Source organism: Candidatus Villigracilis saccharophilus (genome assembly GCF_016711665.1).
In genome coordinates this window covers 107,049-123,346 of sequence record NZ_JADJSO010000052.1, presented here as the reverse complement: position 1 = coordinate 123,346, position 16,298 = coordinate 107,049, and the positions used below count along the sequence as shown (strand labels likewise).

12 protein-coding genes are annotated in these 16,298 nt (G+C 52.4%); 9 read left to right on the top strand and 3 right to left on the bottom strand.

Features of this window, described 5'->3' with window-relative positions; translation table 11 throughout:
- Nucleotides 1-76: 76 nt before the first annotated feature.
- Entirely contained in the window at nt 77-217 is a 141-nt protein-coding gene (locus IPL17_RS16830; RefSeq protein ID WP_345308243.1) for an aldehyde ferredoxin oxidoreductase C-terminal domain-containing protein, read from the top strand.
- A 918-nt stretch (nt 218-1,135) separates the two neighbouring features.
- Here the strand turns inward: IPL17_RS16830 and IPL17_RS16825 are convergent.
- Nucleotides 1,136-1,636 carry a hypothetical protein gene (locus tag IPL17_RS16825; RefSeq protein ID WP_345308242.1) on the bottom strand — a complete coding sequence of 167 codons (501 nt, stop codon included), beginning with the start codon at nt 1,634-1,636 and terminating at the stop codon, nt 1,136-1,138.
- A gap of 124 nt (nt 1,637-1,760) precedes the next feature.
- On the opposite strand from IPL17_RS16825, the gene IPL17_RS16820 reads away from it, so the two are divergent.
- The 6 genes from IPL17_RS16820 to IPL17_RS16795 all read left to right on the top strand — a co-directional run bounded on the left by IPL17_RS16820 (nt 1,761) and on the right by IPL17_RS16795 (nt 6,837).
- Entirely contained in the window at nt 1,761-2,081 is a 321-nt protein-coding gene (locus IPL17_RS16820; protein ID WP_345308241.1) for a hypothetical protein, read from the top strand.
- Between the two features lie 570 nt (nt 2,082-2,651).
- Nucleotides 2,652-2,981, top strand: coding sequence for a hypothetical protein (locus IPL17_RS16815; protein ID WP_345308240.1), 330 nt, complete (start codon nt 2,652-2,654; stop codon nt 2,979-2,981).
- A 717-nt stretch (nt 2,982-3,698) separates the two neighbouring features.
- The gene (locus IPL17_RS16810) at nt 3,699-4,289 is read left to right on the top strand and encodes a hypothetical protein (RefSeq protein ID WP_345308239.1); all 591 of its coding nucleotides are present in this window, start codon (nt 3,699-3,701) and stop codon (nt 4,287-4,289) included.
- Between the two features lie 76 nt (nt 4,290-4,365).
- Nucleotides 4,366-5,043, top strand: a complete 678-nt coding sequence (locus IPL17_RS16805) for an aminotransferase class III-fold pyridoxal phosphate-dependent enzyme (protein ID WP_345308238.1) — start codon at nt 4,366-4,368, stop codon at nt 5,041-5,043.
- Between the two features lie 71 nt (nt 5,044-5,114).
- Nucleotides 5,115-5,780: an aldehyde ferredoxin oxidoreductase N-terminal domain-containing protein gene (locus IPL17_RS16800; protein WP_345308237.1), complete on the top strand. Its 666-nt coding sequence runs from the start codon at nt 5,115-5,117 to the stop codon at nt 5,778-5,780.
- Nucleotides 5,674-6,837, top strand: a complete 1,164-nt coding sequence (locus IPL17_RS16795) for an aldehyde ferredoxin oxidoreductase C-terminal domain-containing protein (protein ID WP_345308236.1) — start codon at nt 5,674-5,676, stop codon at nt 6,835-6,837. The genes IPL17_RS16800 and IPL17_RS16795 overlap by 107 nt, the downstream gene beginning before the upstream one ends.
- A gap of 41 nt (nt 6,838-6,878) precedes the next feature.
- On the opposite strand, the gene IPL17_RS16790 is transcribed toward IPL17_RS16795, so the two are convergent.
- Both IPL17_RS16790 and IPL17_RS16785 read right to left on the bottom strand, forming a co-directional pair.
- Entirely contained in the window at nt 6,879-8,150 is a 1,272-nt protein-coding gene (locus IPL17_RS16790; RefSeq protein WP_345308235.1) for a hypothetical protein, read from the bottom strand.
- Between the two features lie 111 nt (nt 8,151-8,261).
- Entirely contained in the window at nt 8,262-9,668 is a 1,407-nt protein-coding gene (locus IPL17_RS16785; protein WP_345308234.1) for a helix-turn-helix transcriptional regulator, read from the bottom strand.
- 476 nt (nt 9,669-10,144) lie between these two features.
- On the opposite strand from IPL17_RS16785, the gene IPL17_RS16780 reads away from it, so the two are divergent.
- Nucleotides 10,145-12,922, top strand: a complete 2,778-nt coding sequence (locus IPL17_RS16780) for a PQQ-dependent sugar dehydrogenase (protein WP_345308233.1) — start codon at nt 10,145-10,147, stop codon at nt 12,920-12,922.
- 469 nt (nt 12,923-13,391) lie between these two features.
- A complete protein-coding gene (locus IPL17_RS16775; RefSeq protein WP_345308232.1) occupies nt 13,392-16,280 on the top strand; it encodes a M4 family metallopeptidase in 2,889 nt (962 codons plus the stop codon).
- Nucleotides 16,281-16,298 lie beyond the last annotated feature (18 nt).

Below are 16,298 nucleotides of genomic sequence, written 5' to 3'. Positions count from 1 at the left end.
CTGTATGGTCCCAATGAAACTGTCAGCATGATGTGAATTCAGTCGCTGGTGGCTGGGATCTGACCGTCGAAGAGCGATGACCGTCGGACGCCGCCGCCTGGATCTGTTCCGCACGTTCAATGCCCGCGAAGGACCCGGACGCAAGGATGACAAACTGCCAAAGAAATTCTTCAAGGCTTTGAGCGGAACTCGGTCCCACTCGCGGGTCTGGCTCTGACGCACGAGGAAGTTGATAACTCGCCATCGACCATTACAAGCTGTCAGGCTACACCTCCGACGGCGTGCGCCGACGCGCGAGACGTTGCAGCTAACGATATCGAGTGGGCGGCGGAATATCTTCCCGTGTGCGTTTCGGTGTCACGTATCATGTGTCACGGGCAAAGTGTCATGTAGAACGAGGTGATGGATGGCTTTGATCAGGAAGTTTGAAGACATTATTGCGGCAGGAAGCACGGAAACTTGTGGCAGACATTACAGATTCATACAGGAGCCCTCGCAAAAAGATTTCGGTCTTGCGTGACCAAATCCAACGCGCGGCTGTGTTCTGCCTATGACCAACATCGCCGAGGGCTTCTGATTGTGAATCAAAAGAATTCGCCCGTTTTAGGCATTGCGCGCCGTTCGACGTGGAAGTTCAATCCCCGCTTTTACGCCGTACTCTGATGTCGGGCATATAGACGAACCAATCCTTAAGACAGAATATCAACAAGCCGATAAGACCAGCGCCATCAATCGGTGGTCTCCAAACATTCCATCTCTCCTCACGACTGACCCTGAGCACGGGACCCTTAAAACGGCTAACATATCTTTTGCGAGTGACACTGGAAAACTTGACACATGAGCAATTTCAAGACTGATAACGCCCCAAGATGACTCCTGCTTGAGCTCGCATCTTCAACTTCGTCGCCGACCACGCTGGAAGGCGCGTATATTTATACGGACGACGGCAAAAACTGCCGACTTCACCAGCGGAATCGGCGTCACCAATACCGGGCCACTGCCACCGAAAGTTGTGGAGGCGATCCGCGAACAGGTTGGTTTATCTCGCACGCGCAGGCGAATATCGTCATCCATAAGCCGATGCTGCAATTGATCGAGGAACTGGCAAGATCGTCCCACCTGAAATGGATAGTTTCTACTTCGCCAATTCCGGAAGTGCAGAGGCGCTGGAGAACGCGGTCAAGATTGCAAGCGCGGCGCGACGGGCAGGCAGAAACATATTGTGTTCAATGGTTCCTTCCACGGGCGCACCGCGCAGACGATGGCACTGACCACTTCCAAGACTGGATATCGCACGGGTTTTGGTCCGCTGCCCGCGGGCATTTATGCATCGCCGTTTCCGTACGCGTTCCAACATGGGCATGAGTGAGGAACAGGTTACAGTATGCTTTAGAAAAACTTGAATATCTGCTGGCTCCCACAGACCGCGCCGAAAGATACCGCCGCGATCCTGATCGAATTTGGTGATGGGGGAAGGTGGATATATCGTGCCGCCGATATCCTTCATGAAGGGACTGCGTGAGATCTGCGACAGGCATGGAATATTATTGATCTTCGATGAAGTGCAGTCGGGCTTTTGGGCGGACGGGCAAGTGGTTTCGCGCTCGAACACTTTGGCGTGGTTCCCGGACATCATCGACCGCCGCGAAGGGCATTGCGTTTGGCATGCCTCCTGTCGGGCCGTTTTCAGCCGCACCGATATTATGCAAGAAACTTGATGTCGGTGATCGGCGGAAACCTACGGCGGAACGCGGTCGCCTGTGCGGGAGGCGTGGCAACCATCCGCGCGATACGAGACGAAAGATGCTGGAGAACGCCGCAGAAAAGGTATCCAGCCCGCGACCGGCTTGCGTAAATTCCAGAAGAAGGATCTCCGCAGATCGGCGATGCGCGGCAAGGTGCCGATGGTCGGCACGGAATTCATCATTGGTGGAAGCCAGGCGAAAGCCAAGCAGCTTGTCAAAGATGTGATCCATTCCGCCGAAGAAAAAGGATGCTGCTGCTTCGTGCGGACCTACGACAACACCTCCGTAAAGTTGGATCCCGCCGTAACGACAAGCGAACAGATCAATGACGGTTGAAGATCTTTGGCGAAGGTTAAAGGAAGCGGTGAAGTAAGGCGACCGCCTGGCCGGTGAAGAAAACCGGATATTCTTTTTGTTGAGTTGTTAAATTCAGGATCGTCAAGCCCGAAGATGTCAGCCGTGTCATGCTGCTGTTGATATTTTCAGCACCGAGTTTTTTGGCAAGACGGCTGATTTTCCCGGCGACAAGGGCGCAAAGTTATATTTGGCGATCATCCTGCCTTTTCTGAGCAGGGCTTTGTCAATGCGGTCAATATCGGTGTTGAAAGTGCAGATGACCTTGATGTTCTGTGAAAGTCACCGAAGAGTCCGGTCTGTTAATTGAAGAATGGTTGGAACGACCGACGCGTCCGAGGCGTGATCGCGCGAGACGATGGACCTTTTCAGCATCCTCGATGACCAGGACTGAATTCTTCTGCTGTGCAGCAGGAAGGTGATGGAGGACTATCTGAGGAGTTCTTAACAAAACTAATTGAATAAGATGAAGTCCTTGTCCTCAAACCGCAGATCGGATTTTTGATGTAGTTGGTCTTACACCAGTGTTTCCGGTCGCCGTGCAGCAGAATGATGCCGGGCCTTCCTTTCCATCGAACGCGAGATGAGCGCGTCGATCTCGACAAAATCATCGTTGTAAATCTGTTAATATTAACAGATTTGAAGTCGAGCGTGCTGGACATCCTCGGTATAAAAACGCCCTCGGCCGCCAGCAAGCACTTTGAACTTCGGGCGCTTTTCGTTGCCGAAATTGGAGCGAAGAACGTGGTTGGTTTCAAGGATCCACTTTTCAGAATCCAAGATCATCGTTGTATAAGAAGCACCCGGAACGGCCTTGAATTGGGACTGGAAATGGATCAGCATTTGCCCTATTCGCTTTTTAAACAATACTCATTGGCGTAATCACTGACTGGGCCGCGTCCTTCGAATCGTCGGTGAGCCGTGTGCACTTGAAAACGGCGGTTTGAAGGAATATTTTTCCGGGTCAATGTGGCGGAGGATGGATTCTATGGTTTCTTATTTCCTTCGGAGCAGGCAGGATGACCTTTTAACGCGGAAGGAAGAATGCTGAAACATACCGTGAAATAAGGAAATAATGAAAGGACGTTGTTCTGATTGAAGAGTCAAGCAAGGTTGAAAACATTGGTCTATCCATGGATTGCACTTCCTGTTGTGTTCGAAAAAATAGTTAACCCGACCCGCACCAGTGGAACGTTCTGACGATTTGGGCAAACCGCCCCTGTTTTGGTAAAGAGATCCTGGGACGCCGTGGAAAATATATTGTATTTGAATAAATCTCGAAACCGGCTTGGCGCACTAACTATACAGCCGTTCAAGACTTTTGGCAATACCGCCCGAGCGAAAATCATGGTATTTCCAAGGTCAGAAAATCTTTAACGCGAATGACGCGAAAAGGCGAATTATGCGAACAACCTTAAAATTGCAATCGTCAGCAGAGTTGAACATTCTTTAAAACCACTTTGAGGTACGAAGCTACTGAGAAAATAAAAGCGAAACTCCGCCCCTCACTGGGTCATGTAAACGCACAGGCGAGAATACCGCTCGCCTTCCCCGACCACCGGAAGATAGGTGAAAGACAAAACATGACGCCAAAATCAATTGGACTTGAAACAAACTCACGCTACTTCTCGAATTCAAGAACATCTCTTTCGTAAGAAAATCCATCCCAAGTCATTTGAACAGGTTGTATCAGCGCGCAAGTCACTTCACGGCGTCGTGCCGATGTTGTGGATGATCCAGTGGCTGGTTCGTTCCCGTGCTTTTGTTGGGGAAGCCAAAGGCGCGCACTTCACGGATGTGGACGGTCACGACTATATTGATTTTTGTCTCGGCGATACCGGCGCAATGACAGGCCACGCGCCAGAGGCGACGGTCAAAGCAATCACCGAACAGATACAGAAAGGCATCACGCTGATGCTGCCGTTTGAAGATGTCATTTGGGTCTATGAGGAAGTGAAGAGGCGTCCTGTTGCCGTACCGGCAGTTCGCCCTGACCGCGACCGACGCGAATCGTCGTGTATTACGCATGGTAAGCCCCATCACAGGCCGCCCCGAAAATTTTGGTGTTCAATTATTGTTATCACGGCTCGGTGGACGAAACTTTTATCACGATGGACGAAGAAGGCACGCCCATGTCGCGCCCCAATAACATGGGACCGCAAATTGATCCGCGCGAGACTTCCAAAGTGATCGAGTTCAATGATATTGGCGCGCTCGAAACTGCGCTTTCTCGCGTGAAGTTGCCGCTGTCCTCGCCGAGCCTGTCATGACCAATATCGGAATCATTCATCCGAACCCGGGTTATCACGATGCCTTGCGCGAATTGACCCGCAAGTACGGGACGTATCTCATCATTGACGAGACACACACGATCTGTGCCGGCCGCGGCGGATACAGCGCGGCGCACGGTCTTGAGCCTGATTTCCTGACCCTTGGCAAGCCCCTGGCTGGCGGAGTGCCGGCCGCGATCTACGGCTTCACGGAGGAAGTATCGCAAGCCTTTAGCGGAAACTTGCGGTGGAGGATTCGGATGTGGGAATCGGGGGCACGCTGGCCAGGCAATGCGCTGTCCATTGCGGCCATGAAAGCCACGCTGCAACATGTATTGACCGAGGGAATTTTATGCAAAGGCGATTGTTCTTCCGGGGAACAATTCACGGCCGGGGTCGAAGCGGTTATCAAGGAATTTGAATTGCCGTGGATCGTTAAGCAATTGGGCAACCGCTCCGAATATTGGTTCCGCCCAAGGCCGCCGAAGAATGGCGGGGAAGCGCACGCGGCGGTAGACCCCGAACTCGACCGTTATATGCATCTCTTTGCACTCAATCGCGGAATCCTGATGACGCCTTTCCATAATATGGCGTTGATCTCGCCTGACACCACGCAAGGCGATGTGGATCATCACACGAAGGTGTTCCGGGAAGCGGTACTGAGTTTGTTTTGATAGCCCTTGTTGAAGGTCGAAGGTCAAAGGTTGAAAGTCTGTGCAACGACATAAATGATTTGGAGAATACCATGGCTGAATATAAATCACAGATCTGGCGCATCAACGTGCGCGAGCAAACGCTTAAGCACGAACCCATTCCTGAAACCTGGCGGCGTCTTGGCGGGCGCGGACTGCTGGCGCGCATCCTGGTGGATGAAGTGGACGCGATGTGCGATCCGCTGGGGGCGGGGAATAAATTGATCTTCGCGCCCGGGCTTTTGGTGGGGCATATGCTTTCCTCGACCGATAGGATTTCCATCGGCGGAAAGTCTCCGCTGACAGGCGGTGTCAAGGAAGCCAATGCCGGCGGGCGGACCGGGTATCACATGGCGTTTATGGGAATCCATGCGCTCATTATTGAAGATTTGCCAAAGGATGATGGCTATTGGGTTTTGCATCTGTCATTGAACGGCGCGAAATGGGAAAAGGCTGACTACATAACCGGTTTGGGTGTTTACGATACCGCGCCGAAATTACTTGAAAAATACGGCGATAAGGTTGCGATCGCGTTGATCGGTCCCGGCGGTGAGATGCGGATGAAGTCGGCGGGGATCCAGAATATTGATAAGGATAGAATCCCATCCCGTATTGGCGCGGCGACTCGGCGCGGTGATGGGCTCGAAGGGATTGAAGGCGATCGTGTTCGATCAGGCCGGTGGGCAGAAACCTGCCATCGCGAATCCAGAAGCGTTTAAGGTTGCGCAGAAGGATTACACGACCTCGGTCATGAATCATCCGCAGTCGGTCACGTATCGTGATTACGGCACGGCCGCCATGGCGCAGATGACCCAGCGCTTTGCGGCATTAACTGTCCGTAATTTTTCACGCGGCACATTTGATAATGTGGAAAATATTAGCGGCGAGACTTTGCGCGAGTTCACGTTGACACGCGGCAAGCCGTCTGATCCAGCCCATGCCTGCATGGCGGGCTGTACGATCAAGTGCTCGAATGTCTTCGGCGGGGAGGACGGCAAGATCATCGTCTCGCCGTTGGAGTATGAAACCATTGGCTTGATGGGCACGAATATTGATATTGATTCTTTGGATTCGATCGGCCGATTGAACTGGCATGTCAACGACCTGGGACTGGACTCGATCGAGATCGGCGGGTCGCTGGGTGTGGCTGCCGAGGCGGGACTGATGCGCTGGGGCAGTGAGGAAGACGCGCAGAAGTTGATCGATGAAATCCGCGCAGGCACGGAGCTTGGTCATGTGCTTGGCGACGGCGCGGTGAGCGTTGGAAAAAAATATAATATCGAGCGCGTGCCGGCGGTGAAGGGACAGACCATGTCTGCTTACGAGCCGCGCTCGATCAAAGGAACGGGCGTGACGTTTGCGACCACGCCACAGGGCGCGGATCACACCTGCGGATTAACGATCCGCGCGCAGGTCAATCACCTTGACCCGACGCAGCAAAAAGATGCGTCATTGAATGCCCAGTTGAACATGGCTGGCTATGACACCATCGGCGCGTGCATCTTTGCGGGTTTTGGGTATGCGGCCACTCCTGATGGTGTGGTGAAACGCCTGCTCAAGGCGCGTTATGGCTGGGACGATCTGCCTGATAATATTTTACAGGCACTTGGGAAGGAAACCATTAAGTTGGAACGCGAGTTTAACAAGCGCGCAGGCTTCACCGCCAAAGACGACCGCCTGCCGGAGTGGATGACCAAGGAAGCCATCCCTGAAAACGGATCCGTGTTTGATGTGAGCACGGAAGTGCTTGATCATATTTTTGACGGGATTGAGTAATAAAAAAACTCCAAGTTCTTCATAGACTTGGAGTTTTTGTTTTATTTCTTGATCGTAATCGTGATTTCAGGATAAGAGGCTGAAGGTCCGTCCAGCAGGGTTTGGTCAATCCCTTTTAGATGCTGATCGAAAAATGCCAAAACGTAGGTTGAAATAACCAGAGTGATCCTTGCGGGAGTGGTATCACCTGCATTCAAGGTGACGCTTTCGCCGCCGATGGAAATATATGGAGCTAAAAACATTGCGTCTGACTGGAAGGATTGATGAGTTGTGCCTGCAATATTGATGAAATAATAAGGGAAGCTCCCGCTTAAATAGGCTGCGGTCAAGGCATTGTTCTTGCTGATTTCTTCCAACTCTTGGGCGCTGGCGTCTATGTTGGATGCGGTCATATACAGTACTGGTTGAGAAAGGGATTTTGAATCTTTGGGGATGACCAGAAAAATATCGCTATCCAATACGGCAACTGCGTCAATTCGTTTGTCTAACTGTGCCAACCGGACTGATGATGCTCCGCCAAAGGAATGACCAAACACTCCGACTTTCTCCATGTCTAAAGTGTCGGCCAAAATGGGATTATCCTGGTTGATTTTTTCCAACTGGCTGAGCGCAAAGATCATATCCTTGGCGCGGTTGTCTTTCATCTTATCCATAATCTCTTGCATGGCGGTTTCGCCGCCACTCATGGCTTTTTTGCAAGATGTTTCGTGTTGGCACCATTCTGCCATTTGATTGCTGGTAAGAATCCGTCCGTCAGGCAGGGGAATTACCGGGGTGTCAAACGGTTCTGGAATGGCGACCACAATGTAACCAAAACTGCTGATCTGCTCAAGCAGGGCTGAATAAAACAACGGCTGCTCGCCGCCGCCCGGTGAAAAAAGCAGGACGGGAAATTTGCCTGCGGAATGGTTTGCGGCTGCGTTCCAATACGCGTTTGAGTGGATGTGATCGAGGGCTCCAGCGGATTCCTTGGTAAGAGAGTAATCGGTATAGGCTGTGTTTAGCGCTTCCTCTGCATAGGGAGCGGGCGTTGCGCCTGCTGCCGGGTCTGCGGGATAAAAAATGGTAACCACCCATTCGCGCGGAGCGGTTAAGCCTGGCAAGGCTGGGCGATCTTTCTCGATCAGGTAGACCGTAGTTTTTCCAACTTTGAATTGTCCGTTCAATTTTGGAAGGATGAGTTCCTCATGCAGGGCAATATTTATTTTTGGACTCGAAGGAAGTAACTTTGGGAGGACTAGAATGGATGTGATGGTTAGTATTAAGATTGCAGCGGCAGGCAGGGCGAATTTCCGGTTTCGAAGGTATTTCATTAAGAGTCTCCCGTAAACGTATCGACATATTGTTGTTAGTTTACGGGAGGGAAACAATTGAGTTGCATAAACTCTCGAAGTTTATGTAAATAGATGGTTAACGTTGTGACATTACTGTCTTTTCATTCGATATTGATAGATCATCAACCCTGCCGCGCCAAACAAAATGGAGGTGATGATGCCTTCGTTGGTGGGGGTGAAGATGGGCGCCATTGGCCCGTTGACTTTAATAAAACCATTGATAAGAAGCGGCAGGCTTAGCGCATTGATGACATTATGCAGAACGAAGACAGGCCAGACAGATCTGCTTACCAGACGCAGTTCACCGAACAGGATCGCGGTGGGGAACAAGACAAGTAATCCGATGGCGAGAAAGACGGGGATGCTGGTGGTAATGGATGATGTCAATATACTGCGATCGAGGAAGTAATAATAGTACGGCAAATGCCATGACCACCACAGAATGCCGACGATCAAATGATTCAAGATCGGGTGGACTTTGGCTGCATCGAGCCGCGGGGTCAGATATCCGCGCCAGGCAAATTCTTCGAAGATGTTTTTCATGAGCGAGCCGACGAACATCACGCCAGCCGCAGACCAGTACGCGCCGAAGCCCTGCGCGGCGAACCCGTCCGCGTTGACAATGCCGAAAAGCGCACCCAGACCAAAGGTCAACAGGGCCGCGAGCGGATAGACCAGGATCCCTGCCAGATACCACTTCCAGCCTGAGAGGAGATTCAACCCAAAGCCGGAGTCCTTCCAGCCATCCCCGCCAAAAGCGCGCAGGAAGAGCCCGGAGAGCGCGGGGGAGGTAAGCCAGACGAGCGCGCCCAGGCTTTGCATGGGCGGCTGGGTATTGCCCGTGACCGTGTTGAGCCAGATCCCGAGCCAGCCGCCTGCCACAGTGAAGAGTGCGACAATAATGATATTACGAATATTTCTGTTCATGATTTTAGTTCCTATTTTGATGTTGTAGTTTTTTGTTTCAACGCGTTCGATGGCAGAGCGCAGCCAGGCGGCTTCAGATTTGGCGCTGAGGTATCCTATTTCGAGGGTGAGCAGGCTGAAAAATATCAGGCGCGGGTCGGTGACCCTGGCGGGCGTGCTTTGGCTCATTTGATAGACGGCTTCATATACAGCCAGCCGTTCTTCGGTCTCTTTGAGTTTGGCGCGCATCAGGTTGAGGACTTCCTCATCGCTGAGCTTTCCGCCGAAATAGACTTGAATGAGGAAGGGCTCGCGGGTATCGTGTTCGGGCAGGGGGGCGCATAGCCATTGATGCAGTTCGGCGCTGCCGGCTGGCGTGATATTGTAGATCTTCATATCGAGGCGTTCTTCCCGTTCGATGACCTGTTTTTGAACAAGTCCGTGTTCGTCGAGTTCCGCCAGGGTGCGGTAGATCTGGCTTTGGTTGGCAGGCCAGAAGTGCTGAATGGAGCGGTCGAAGGCTTTTTTGAGATCGTAGCCCGAGAATGGGGCGACGGAGAGGAAGCCAAGGATGGCGTGTTTGAGAGACATGGGTTTCCTTTTCTAGAAATAAATATTGTACTTATACTATAGTACTAGTATTATAGTGTAAGTTTACTAGATGTCAATGGCTGTTTTTTTTTGTTTCATGGCTATTCCAAGGTCAGGAAAAACCTTAACGCAATACCGCGAAAAGGCGAATGCCGCGAATTTCAAATGAGTTATTCGTGTATTCGATAATTTGCTGAATTCGCGTTCCCAACACGCCACTAAAAAAGAAACTTGTCAAGCTACCTTGAGAAAACCTTATTTTAGGATATTCCCGTGAAAGCCTCAACGATCCGCCACCTTTCGATTTTACAAGCAGGTTCGCGTCTGTTTGGCCTGAAAATTTGCCGGTCTGACAGTAAAATATACTCAACCATTTGGCGGGGTAGGACACCACTTGATTGTGGAGTCTTAAGAACAGCCACTTTTTAACTGTGGGGCTGTCATTAGCGGTAGTTTTACTTTTATAGGAGATTGATATGCAACGCGATCACTTCCGTGTCCAAAAAATATTTTCAGGCTTTTTTGCTTGTGTAGTCCTGCTTTTGCAACCAGCGCTCTCGATGGATGCTGCCGCAAAAAATATGCAAGTAGAGAGCCTGGGCGGCGGGGTTGACAGGCAACCCATAAACGACGGGCGGGATATGCTACATACATCCGCGGCGCGTTTTGCCGTGATCGGAGATTTTGGCCAGGCCGGCCAGCCCGAGGCAGATGTGGCCGCGCTGGTTAATAGCTGGAACCCGCAATTCATTCTTACCACCGGCGATAATAATTATGCGGTTGGCGGGGCGGCAACCATTGACACAAATATTGGGCAGTATTACCACCAGTATATCCAGCCTTATGGCGGGGCCTATGGGGCAGGCGCGTCTTCGAACAATTTTTATCCCAGCCTTGGAAACCACGACTGGCTGACCAGGGCCGCGGGGCTGCCCCAGCCGTATCTTGACTATTTTTCATTGCCAGGGAATGAACGGTATTATGACTTTATGCGGGGGCCGCTGCATTTTTTTGTGCTGGATAGCGACCCGCATGAACCGGACGGAATTAGTCAAACGTCCGCCCAGGCTGTCTGGTTAAGAAACGGCTTGCTGGCCTCTTCCTCCGCCTGGAATATCGTTTTGCTGCACCACGCGCCGTTTTCATCGGCACTGCACGGATCGAATGCGGAACTGCAGTGGCCTTTTGAAGCCTGGGGCGCGGACGCGGTTCTGGCGGGACATGACCATACCTATGAACGGATCATCAGGGATACTATTCCTTACTTTGTAAATGGACTGGGCGGACATTCCATATATAACTTTGGCGCGCCTGTCACAGGCAGTCAGCTGCGTTATAACGGCAATTATGGCGCGATGCTGGTGGACGCCACCCCGATACGTTTAAATTTTCAATTCATCACCCGCGCGGGCGTGGTGGTGGATCAATACACCATAACCAAAAGCGTGTCGCCGATCACCCCGTCAAATATTACATTTCAAGAAACGGCCTCGGGTCTGATCAAGCCTGTTTTTATTACGCACGCGGGTGACGGTTCCGGGCGGTTGTTTGTTGTTGAGCAGCAGGGGCGCATTCGCATCATAAAAAATGGGGCATTACAGGCCACGCCTTTTCTTGATATTCAATCCAGGATCAAAGCCACAGGCGGCGAGCAGGGATTGCTGGCGCTGGCCTTCCATCCAGCGTATGGCACGAACGGAATATTTTTTGCGGCGTATACCGCGCCAAGAAGCGGAGATGCCGCAGGCTCGGACCTGGTGCTGGAAAAATTCTCGGTATCTGCCAATAACCCCGACCAGGCAGACCCCAATAGCGGTGTCACCCTGCTGACGATCGGCCACCCTGTCAACTCGAATCACAATGGCGGGAACCTGGCGTTCGGCGCAGACGGCTATTTATACTGGTCAACAGGCGACGGCGGCAGCGGGGGCGACCCTTCCAATAACGCCCAGCAGCTCAACAACCTGCTCGGCAAGATCCTGCGCATTGATGTGGATTCCGGTCCGGCTTATGGAATTCCAGCCGATAATCCCTTTGTTGCGAGTATCGACCCCAACCTGAAAAAAGAGATCTGGGCCTATGGTCTGCGAAACCCATGGCGCTTTTCGTTCGACGCGTTGACACATGATCTATACGTCGGCGACGTCGGTCAGTCCGTCAGGGAAGAGGTTAATTTTCAACCCGCAGGCAGCGCCGGCGGCGAGAACTATGGCTGGCGGGTCATGGAAGGCAGCTTATGCTATAACCCGTCGGTTGGATGCGATCAAAGCGGAAAGGTCCTGCCGGTGGCCGAATACGACCACACGCTGGGCTGTTCGATCACAGGCGGGTACGTTTATCGCGGGTCGAATTTCCCGGCGCTTGGCGGTTATTATTTTTATGGCGATTTTTGCAGCGGCAGGCTTTTTAGTTTGTATCAGGATGCCGCGCTTGGGTGGACCTCCGTTCAACTGCTGGATACGCCTTATTCCATATCAACCTTTGGGGAGGATGAACAGGGAGAGTTGTACCTGGCGGATTACGCGAGCGGGAAAATCCATAATATCCAATATCGCGAACCGGGTCTGGATACGAGCGGAGTATTCCGTCCGGGCAATGGGCTGTTGTATTTGAAGAACACCAATACGAGCGGCTTTGCGGATGTTGCCATCAATTATGGGCTGGGCGGGGACTATCCCATCGCGGGTGATTGGGACGGGAACGGCACCGCCACCATCGGCGTGTATCGCAACGGGTCGTTCTATCTGCGCAACTCCAACACGGTCGGCTTTGCTGACATTGTGTTTGCATTCGGCGCGCCCGGCGACCAGCCTGTGGCCGGAGATTGGAACGGAGACGGCGTTGATACGATCGGTGTCTATCGCAACGGCCAATTCTTATTACGCAACACCAATTCCAGCGGCGCGGCAGACACGAGCTTTTATCTCGGCAACCCGGGTGATGTCGGCATTGCTGGCGATTGGAACGGCGATGGTTCTGATACGACGGGAGTGTTCCGCCCAGGCAATGGTGTGATCTTCCTGAAGAACCTGAACACCAGCGGCTTTGCGGATGTGGCTCTGAACTATGGGTTGGCGGGTGACCAGCCGGTGATCGGTGATTGGAACAACGACGGCATTGATACGATCGGTGTGTACCGCAATGCCCAGTTCCTGCTGCGTAACAGCAATACGATCGGCTTTGCGGATATCGTGTTCGCGTTGGGCAACCCCGGCGATATGCCGATCGCGGGCAATTGGGATGGCATTCCGTAAAAAATATTTTGGTGTATATCAGCGGGGAAGCAACCCCATGTGAATAGTTAAATGGCGAGGCCGCAAAGAATCCATGTGCGGCTTCGTTTTCATATTACGGTTTTCTCAAAGTAGCTTGACGAGTTTCTTTTTTAGTGGCGTGTTGGGAACGCGAATTCAGCGAATTAGCGAATGGCACGAATAATTCTTTTGAAATTCGCGGAATTGATACATTCGTGAAATTCGCATTCATGGTTTCTGTACTTTGAGAAAGCCCTGGTTTTCATATAGATTGCCCTGGTCAGCAGGCGGAAAAGAATTAACTCAAAAACCATCCTTTTTTTATCTTATCTGTGGCATATTGCATATATAATAAAACCTTATTTTCCATACTTGTCTCTGGCGAGCCCTGGCGCGGTAACAGCGCGGGTGTGCTGCATGAAAGATCGAACCAGACTCAAGTAATCCATAATCAAAAAAGGATAATATTATGCTCATCAAACGCGCTCGAATTATTTCCATCCTGGCAGTGATCTTGATGATGATCCTGCCTTTCATGCCGGCCGCGACGTCGGCTTCCGCTCTGCAGCAGGGTGTGCAGATTTCCCATCATCCCTTAACGGGCATGGTAAATTTTATGGGCGCGCCGTCAACCGGACGCGCCATCCACGCGGCGACAGGCCTGGCAAAAAATGCCACGGCAGAAGATGCCGCGCGCGCATTCCTGGCCGTGCAGGGCGGCGGATTTGGGATTGTTGACGCGAAAAATAATTTAAAGGTACTGCGCGAAACCAGGGCGGATAACGGCAATAACACCGTTCGTTTCCAGCAGACGTATAAGGGCATACCCGTGCTGGCAGGCGAAATGATCGTCCACATGGACTCGGGCAAAAATGTGCTCTCCGCCAGCGGCGAGATGCTTCCCAATATTCAACTGGATATTAATCCACTGATCGATAAAGCCGCAGCCATTCAATCGGCCCTGGCAGTGACCGCCAGGGAGAACGGAGTCAGCGTGGATGCTTTGCAGGCCAGCACTCCCGAATTGTGGATCTATAACCCGGCTTTGCTGACCCCCTACACAGGACAGACGGTTCTCGGCTGGCGCATGGAAGTGACCCCCAAAACAGAATTGCTCCCGGTCCGTCAACTGGTTTTGGTGGAAGCCAAACGCGGCGGCATCGCGCTCTCCTTCAACCAGATCGATTATGCCAAGAACCGCTTAACTTATGATACTGGCGGCACAAGTGTTCTTCCCGGAACACTTGTGTGTAATGAATCCAACCCAACCTGTTCAGGCGGATCGGCAGACGCGATCAATGCGCATGTGTTCGCCGGGCAGACCTATGACGCTTACCTGAACAACCACGGCCGCGACAGCATTGACGGGGCTGGGATGGCGCTTATCTCCACGGTCAATTACGATGATGTTCCAGGCGGGGCAACGTATCAAAACGCTTTTTGGAATGGCACGCAGATGGTGTATGGCGCGGGCTTCTCGAGCGCGGACGATGTCGTGGCGCATGAACTGACGCACGGCGTGACCGAATACGAATCCAATCTCTTCTATTATTACCAGTCGGGCGCGATCAACGAGTCCTTCTCAGACGTGTGGGGCGAATTCGTGGACTTGAGCAACGGCATGGGCACAGATACCGCCGCCACCCGCTGGCAAATGGGCGAAGACCTGACTTCCTTTGGCGTCATCCGCGATATGGAAGACCCCACCCTCTTTGGCGACCCCGACAAGATGACCAGCGTAAATTACTATACATTGACCGCCGATAACGGCGGCGTTCATTCAAACAGCGGAATCAACAACAAGGCTGTTTTCTTAATGGTGGACGGCGGGACGTTCAACGGACGCACCGTGACGGGACTTAACCTTGTCAAGGTCGCTAAAATTTATTACTACGCCCAAACCAACCTGCTTAATTCAGGCTCAGATTATTTAGACCTGTATAACGCCCTGCAATCTGCCTGCGCCGCGATCACCGGTACCTCCGGGATCACATCCGCCGATTGTCAGGAAGTGCTCGACGCGATCAACGCGGTCGAGATGAACCTCCAGCCTGTGGCAGGATTCAACACGGAGATGGCCGCTTGCGATGTTCCCGGACAATTCCCTGTCAATCGCTTCTATGACAACCTGGAAAATGGTACCGGCAACTGGGTCAGCGGTGCCACGACAGGCACAGACCGCTGGACCTATGATTCGCCCTACGGCCCATTTGCACACTCAGGGAATCACTTCCTTTATGGCGATGATTATCCTGCTGCCGCTACAGACAGCTACGTGCGCATGGCAAACAGCATTACGGTGCCAACGAATGGAAAACTGCTCTTTCATCATGCCTATGAATTCGAATTTCTTTTTGATGGCGGGGTGCTTGAATACAGTACCAACGCAGGCGGTACCTGGACGGATGCCGGTTCCTTGATGGAAGGCAATGGCTATGACAACACCCTTTTTGCGGGTACCAACCCACTTGGATCCCGTCAGACATTTACCGGCGCCAGCCACGGCTATATATCCACGCGTGTCAACCTCAGTTCACTGGCCGGGCAAAATGTCATGTTCCGCTTCCGCATGGGGCTGGATGACTTTCCCTTCAGCTATATCTGGGGCTGGTGGATCGATGATGTGCAGATCTATCAGTGCGCATCTCCGCTGGCAAATGGCGGCGACACGACCGGGGTCTTCCGTCCGAGCAACGGGCTTTTGTACCTGAAGAATCAAAACACCTCAGGCTTTGCCGACATCGCGATCAATTACGGCCTTGCGGGAGATTACCCCGTGGCTGGCGACTGGGACGGCAATGGAACGGAGACCATTGGTATCTACCGCGGCGGGTCCTTCTACCTGCGCAACTCCAATACGCTTGGCTTTGCCGATCTGGTAATCGCCTTCGGATTACCCGGTGACCAGCCGGTGGTCGGGGATTGGAACGGAGACGGTATTGACTCCATCGGCATCTTTAGACCATCAACCGGACAATTCCAATTACGGAATCTTAACACGGCCGGGCCGGCAGATATGGTTTTTTATTTGGGGAATGTGGGCGATGTGGGCATTGCCGGAGATTGGAACGGCGACGGCTCTGACACCACCGGCGTCTTCCGTCCGAGCAACGGCATCATCTTCCTGAAGAATGCCAACACAACAGGTTTCGCAGATGTGGCGCTGAATTATGGACTGGCGGGTGACCTGCCCGTCACCGGCGACTGGAACAACGACGGCATAGATACCATTGGCGTGTATCGCAACGCCCAGTTCTACCTGCGCAATTCAAATACCATCGGCTTTGCGGATATCGTCTTTGCGCTGGGGATTCCCGGCGACATGCCGATCGCAGGCAATTGGGATGGGCTGCCGTAACCTGGCCTGATCATCATT